This is a genomic window from Brasilonema sp. UFV-L1 (genome assembly GCF_012912105.1).
GTDB lineage: Bacteria > Cyanobacteriota > Cyanobacteriia > Cyanobacteriales > Nostocaceae > Brasilonema.
Map to the genome: position 1 here is coordinate 1 of NZ_QMEA01000239.1, position 5553 is coordinate 5553.

The 5553-nt window shown below is 44.5% G+C and carries 8 protein-coding genes; 5 read left to right on the forward strand and 3 right to left on the reverse strand.

Annotated features, from left to right (window positions below; genetic code table 11):
- Positions 1 to 200: 200 nt before the first annotated feature.
- A complete protein-coding gene (locus DP117_RS33305) occupies positions 201 to 920 on the reverse strand; it encodes a hypothetical protein (protein WP_169222440.1) in 720 nt (239 codons plus the stop codon).
- An 80-nt stretch (positions 921 to 1000) separates the two neighbouring features.
- On the reverse strand, positions 1001 to 1189 hold the full coding sequence (locus tag DP117_RS33310; RefSeq protein ID WP_169222441.1) for a hypothetical protein: 189 nt from the start codon (positions 1187 to 1189) through the stop codon (positions 1001 to 1003).
- Between the two features lie 134 nt (positions 1190 to 1323).
- On the opposite strand from DP117_RS33310, the gene DP117_RS33315 reads away from it, so the two are divergent.
- From DP117_RS33315 to DP117_RS33335, 5 genes are all read left to right on the forward strand, one after another.
- On the forward strand, positions 1324 to 1803 hold the full coding sequence (locus tag DP117_RS33315) for a hypothetical protein (protein WP_169222442.1): 480 nt from the start codon (positions 1324 to 1326) through the stop codon (positions 1801 to 1803).
- Positions 1804 to 3029: 1226 nt separating this feature from the next.
- On the forward strand, positions 3030 to 3275 hold the full coding sequence (locus DP117_RS33320; RefSeq protein ID WP_169222443.1) for a hypothetical protein: 246 nt from the start codon (positions 3030 to 3032) through the stop codon (positions 3273 to 3275).
- Positions 3272 to 3727, forward strand: coding sequence for a type II toxin-antitoxin system VapC family toxin (locus tag DP117_RS33325; RefSeq protein ID WP_169222444.1), 456 nt, complete (start codon positions 3272 to 3274; stop codon positions 3725 to 3727). The genes DP117_RS33320 and DP117_RS33325 overlap by 4 nt, the downstream gene beginning before the upstream one ends.
- 189 nt (positions 3728 to 3916) lie before the next feature.
- Positions 3917 to 4567, forward strand: coding sequence for an AAA family ATPase (locus tag DP117_RS33330; protein ID WP_248277954.1), 651 nt, complete (start codon positions 3917 to 3919; stop codon positions 4565 to 4567).
- Positions 4564 to 4911 (forward strand): ribbon-helix-helix domain-containing protein, encoded by a 348-nt coding sequence (locus tag DP117_RS33335; protein ID WP_169222445.1) that lies wholly within the window; start codon positions 4564 to 4566, stop codon positions 4909 to 4911. Before DP117_RS33330 ends, DP117_RS33335 begins: the two co-directional genes overlap by 4 nt.
- A gap of 168 nt (positions 4912 to 5079) precedes the next feature.
- Here the strand turns inward: DP117_RS33335 and DP117_RS33340 are convergent.
- Positions 5080 to 5553: transposase (locus DP117_RS33340; protein WP_248277955.1), on the reverse strand; the 474-nt coding region annotated here is incomplete at its 5' end.

Here is a 5553-nt window from a genome sequence, read left to right on the forward strand (position 1 = left end):
CTCCCAAATTTCACATTCTCCCAAAAACTTTCAGCCTTAACTGAACCGTATTGACATAAATCCGGGGTGTTTGGTTTTGTGTCATGATAAATTTACCTCTCGTTGTTGACGGGTGGCGAAGCGCCGCTGTCTCTTGGCGGGGATGCGGCAGCTTTTAAAAGTTGAGGGTTTAACCGCCCACCCACAAGGACGCTCATTAATTAGCTCGTTTTTCGCTTAAATTCTCCCCAGTTGTCTACTGGAAATAGTGATTCATTCCACTCTTCATCACTCATCCGGTTATCTTGACTGTATCTATAGCTGTTAATTACTTTTTTCCAATTCCATAAATATTCTTGAAAGGTGAATGCATCAAAAAACTCTCGCATCACTGCTCTAATGTGGTGGCATTGTAAATGCACTTTTTCTTCTATAGTTCTTTCATTTAAGTCATAATGCTCAGTTAGATAAACTTTAGAACCATCGAGCAGAGAAACTTGTCCTAGTGCTTTTAGTAGCTGCGGTGCTTCTTTTTCCATCCGACTTTTTAAGCATTTAAATTTCATGCACGAGCAGGTCAGACCATCAAACTGTGCGCTAACTACGTGCTTTATACTTGGGTCTTGAAAAGAATCAACTAAAAATAATCTCTCGCTCTTGCGAATGACATTTAGCTTTACAGATTTTGAACAAGTCTGCTCCATCATTTGTAGAGCTATTTTTAAAGGTGAAATAATTGTAGAAAGTCCTTTAAAAACTTCAATGCCTTTGTAACCGCGCTTGATGACCACTCGAACACCTACACCCCAACCCTCAACAATCATGCGATCGCTCATAAATTTGGTCAGAGTTCCTGATACCTTTCCTAGTGAAACCAAGCAGTTCCAAGCTGTGATTTTATTGATGGTTTGGCTAGCAAGTGATGAAGAGATACCGTACATAGTGGGTGAATTCTTTCTCGGAAGAGTTTTTGTTAAAAATGAAGGGAAAAGCCCCCGGATAAGCCGGGGTTGGGAGTTATTTAGAAGGGAACTGCAAAGCACTTAACTAGCATTTGCAACGTGTCTGGACTTAGCAATGTAACTTTGCCATCATCGGTTTTACAAATAAGTCGAAAGTTTCCATCTTCTAAACAAGCGCCAGTCACAGATACCCAGTTTTTGAGATGGGGAATGTAGATTGTTAGTGGAGAAAGATTAGCTGCGTTCATTGTTAAAATCCTTTTAGTTCTTTAATTGATGCCGAGGTAACCATCTCGGTCTTTTCTTACTCTTCTATTATAGCACAATTACGCTAAAAAATAGTATTTAAGTGCTATAATCGAGAAAAGTTTAGGAAACCTTTATGCAGATTGCTTTTACAGGACCACGGCAATTGACAAAACAGCAAGAAGGCAACATATACAAAGACTTCAGCTATTTCATCAGCAACCATAAGGCAGACTGGCATGTAGGGGACGCGCCAGGGCTGGATAACTTTGTGCGGCGAGCTGCTGGCTACTATAAAAAGCAACTGACTGTGTATGAGGTGGAAGGGACGGAAAAATGGCACTTTGTCGAAAGAAGCAAGCGGATGATTGATGCGATTGCAGCCCTAAGCGATGCTTGGCTGTATGCCTTCCCCAACAAACTCTGCCCCAGTGAATGCAAGCCTTGCAAAAGCCCAAACGGTGGCGGGTCTGGAACATGGCTAACGATTGCTTATGCTAAGTACCGGGGATTGCAGATATATCTATTTCCTTTGTTTCAAACTCAGTTTGACGACACTAGCTGCCTGCCGGATTGGATGAAAGAACCAGAAGCTGAACAACTAAGCCTATTTTAGAGCAGCAAATTGCAGTTTGCAGATTTCATTAACCTAGTAGAGAAACGGCATTTTTTTTAGCACTGTTATGCTAAAAAAAAGAAGAGTGGAAGAAACAAAGCGACGTGAAACCGGAGGCAAAGAACCGAGCGCGGGGCGGGGCATGGAACTATAACCTAAAATCTATTCAAGTCAAATCACACGGTCGTCAATTTTAAGCAGGTATAGCGAAAAGACGCTATAATAGCCAATATATTAACGGTTAATTACCGTGCCGTCAGAGGATAACCCTTCCAGCATCGACTGGCGTTTGGTAAACGTGCCACAGGCGAAGTGCAGGCTCCATAGACAGAGGGTCGTTAGTAGCGCCTCAAAAGAAGTTTTTTTAACTTCTCTTCGATACATAGAGTCGTCAGTTAGACGATACTAGCCTGTGGACTGGTGAGTGCCGACACTGCCAGAGTGAAGCAGGAAATAAACGTAGCGTAGCGGTTCCTCTTAGGAACTAGCTCGACACCAATTGAATAGCTTTGAGAAGCATTGATTAGAGTTGAGCAGGATTTATGTAACGGAAACGACTCTTAGCGAGCAAAGTAGAAACCACCAGCTGCGGAGGAAACCCAACCCGCGACGGCAACGAAACCGCAGCTGCACGCCACAAGGCAACCTCCAGCCACCCCTCCGGGGAATTCAAAATTCAAAATTCAAAGTTCAAAAAAGGATCTATAATTTTGAATTTTGAATTTTGAACTTTGAATTTGAGCGCAGCGAGTGGTGGCTGACGAGTAGCCGCAGGCAGGCGTGGGCGACGGGCAAGCGCCACAGGAGTAACCGCCGCGTTGCCGCAGCAGTTTTTTTTGTCCTGTGGCTGTATTGCACGTCGGGCTTGGGGCTTAGGGCAACGCCTGCCTGCGGCTGCCCACACGAGTCAACGGGGTTTGGGTGCGTGTCGTTTTGAAGCGCGTGGGTGAGTGGAGGGGTGTTCAGCAGCGCTTTGGGCGCACAGCACCCGCTCTGAAGGAGCGAGTACTGTTTGAAACTTTACGTTTATTAGAGGACTTCGCTAGTAGTTATAGCGACTTGCAATCAACAAAAGAGCTATTTTCCAGTTATACTTACTGCATTACTGCATCAATGCAGTAAGTGATTGATGAATATGAATGACAATCAGTATTCTTGTGATGACGGGAGTGTTCTGCATCTAAAGTATGTTGTTACAATAGAGCAAATCAGCTTCCCTTGTAATTATGCTGCGAGAAAACCTCAAGAAAGAAATAGACAAGCTAAACGAGGAGCAACTCAAAAAAATCGCTGATTTTATCGCCAACCTTGAGTTTCAGTCTAGACAAGTCGAATCGTCTATTCCATTTTGGCAAAGAGCAACACCAGAAGAACGGGCTAGGGACTTTAGAGAATGGGTTTCGCAACTGCCTCAAAGCGGTGTGAGTCTACCTGATGAAGCCTTTAGCCGCGACAGCATTTATGAAGAATGACAAGATATTTACTTGATACCAATGTTGTTTTGCGCTTCTGTAACCCTTTGGATGTACAGCATCGCCTTGCAACAGATGCGGTATCTTTTTTATTGGCACGGGGAGACGAATGTTTACTTACAGCCCAAGTAATTATTGAACTTTGGGTTGTTGCCACCCGTCCTGTTGAAGTCAATGGCGTGGGATGGACTGTAGAACAAACGCGAAGTACAATAGACCAACTGCTCAATCGCTTCCCCATGATAGAAGAATCCTCAGAGATTTTTCCAAACTGGTTAGATTTAGTTACGACTAGCAAAGTAATGGGTAAGCGTACTCATGATGCTCGTATCGTTGCAGTCATGCTTACACATGGGATTACAAATCTTCTGACTCTCAATCCAAATGATTTCGCAGTCACGTCAAGCATTACGATTGTGCGCCCACAGGAATTAATCACATCAATGCAGTAATGCAGTAATGCAGTAAGTCATTGAGTACGGCAGTCATTACTTGAGCAAGGAAGGAATGATGGGCACTAAGTGAATCTGCTTCAGAAAACTTATACAACAAGAGAGCTATTTTCCAGTTACACTTACTGCATCAATGCAGTAATGCAGTAAGTCATTGAGTACGGCAGTCATTACTTGAGCAAGGAAGGAATGATGGGCACAGTGATAGGATTTTTGAATCAAAAGGGGGGGTGTGGCAAGTCCACATCTGCCGTCCACATGAGCTACTGGCTAACCAAAAAAGGTCACAAGGTTCAGCTTTTAGATGCTGACGCTCAACGCAGCAGTTCAATTTGGCTGACTTCAATGGAAGATAACCCAATTCCAGCTACTGTGCTGCAATCACCGGATGAACTACTAGAGCAAATTCCAGAGTTAGCCAAGCAGTGTGATTATCTCATTGTAGATGGACCTGCTGGGCTAACTGAGTCCACCAGGGCGATTTTGTTTCGGGCTGACTTGGCTGTCGTTCCCTGTCAGCCAACAGGTTTAGACCTGCAATCGGCTTCTGATTCTGTGCGGTTAATCAAGCAAGCGAAATCTGTGCGCGGTGGTTCACCTAAAGCGGTTATATTTATCAGTCGTGCTGTTAAGGGGACAAAGCTATTAGATGAAGCGATCGCACTGTTATCGAAAACAAAAGAGGTGTCGGTGCTCAAGACGGTGATTCACAATAAGCAGGCGATCGCAGACACTTTTGGTCAAGCTGCAACAATTTGGGATTTATCAGGTCGTCCAGCGACTGAATCTGCACGCGAGTATGAGCGACTGTTCAAAGAAATCATGGGGATGCTCAAATGAGTACCAAGAAGCGAAAGTCCCTCGATGATGCTCTGGCGAGTGAGTTTGTTTATGGTTCCAAGGAGCAGCCAGAACCTCAAGACGAGCAAGAGCCAAAACCAGAACAGGAAACTGTGCCAGTGACAAAACCAGCTGTAGAACCTACATCCACTCAACCAACCAAATTTAATCTCATGTCTCAACTTCAGCCGACCACTCCCAAAGAAGCAACAGTACGATTAACTGTAGATTTACCTGAGTCGATGCACCGCAAGCTATCTGTGCTTGCGGCGAAAACGGGCAGGAAAAAGGCTGAGATTGTGCGGTTTCTGCTGGATGAAGCACTTAAGGAAGTAAATGAGTAATGCAGTAATGCAGTAAATGATGCAGCAATGCAGTAATGAAGTAATCAAAGAAGGTCATGAAAGTTGATAGCCATTGAGAAACGAGCTTATCAACCATCCTGTTCTGCTTCAAAGATACTGGTGTTGACGTACTCCCCCGATTAAAATCTAAGGGATTCTCAAAAGATGTTACGAGGCAGACTGAAGCACCGACTTCACACCTTTCTTCCTGTTTCGTTGACTCTTAACTAGACTGTCGCCAGTCCCCGTCAGACCGTCTCCACAGGCAATTTGTTCCACGCTGCGTCCCAGCGCAGAGACTCCGCGATTGCGGATCACTTGTGCGGCTGCTACGTCTCGATGAGTTGTGTAACCGCATTCAGGACAAGAATGAACCCTGTCGTTTAATTCCTTTTTCCCAGTGTGGGTATCACATTGCGGGCAAACCTGAGATGTGTAGTCTTTATTCACTTTCTCAAAGTACACCCCACGCTTCCAGCACACCCATTTTAGGATTGAAATAAATTGTCCAAACCCCGCATCTAAGGTGTGCTTACCCAGCATCCCTTTCGCCCACGTCCGAAAATCAATATCTTCAACAAACATCATTCCAGCATCATCACAAAGCTTATGGGCGAATGGCACTAAGAAAAGCGGAAATGC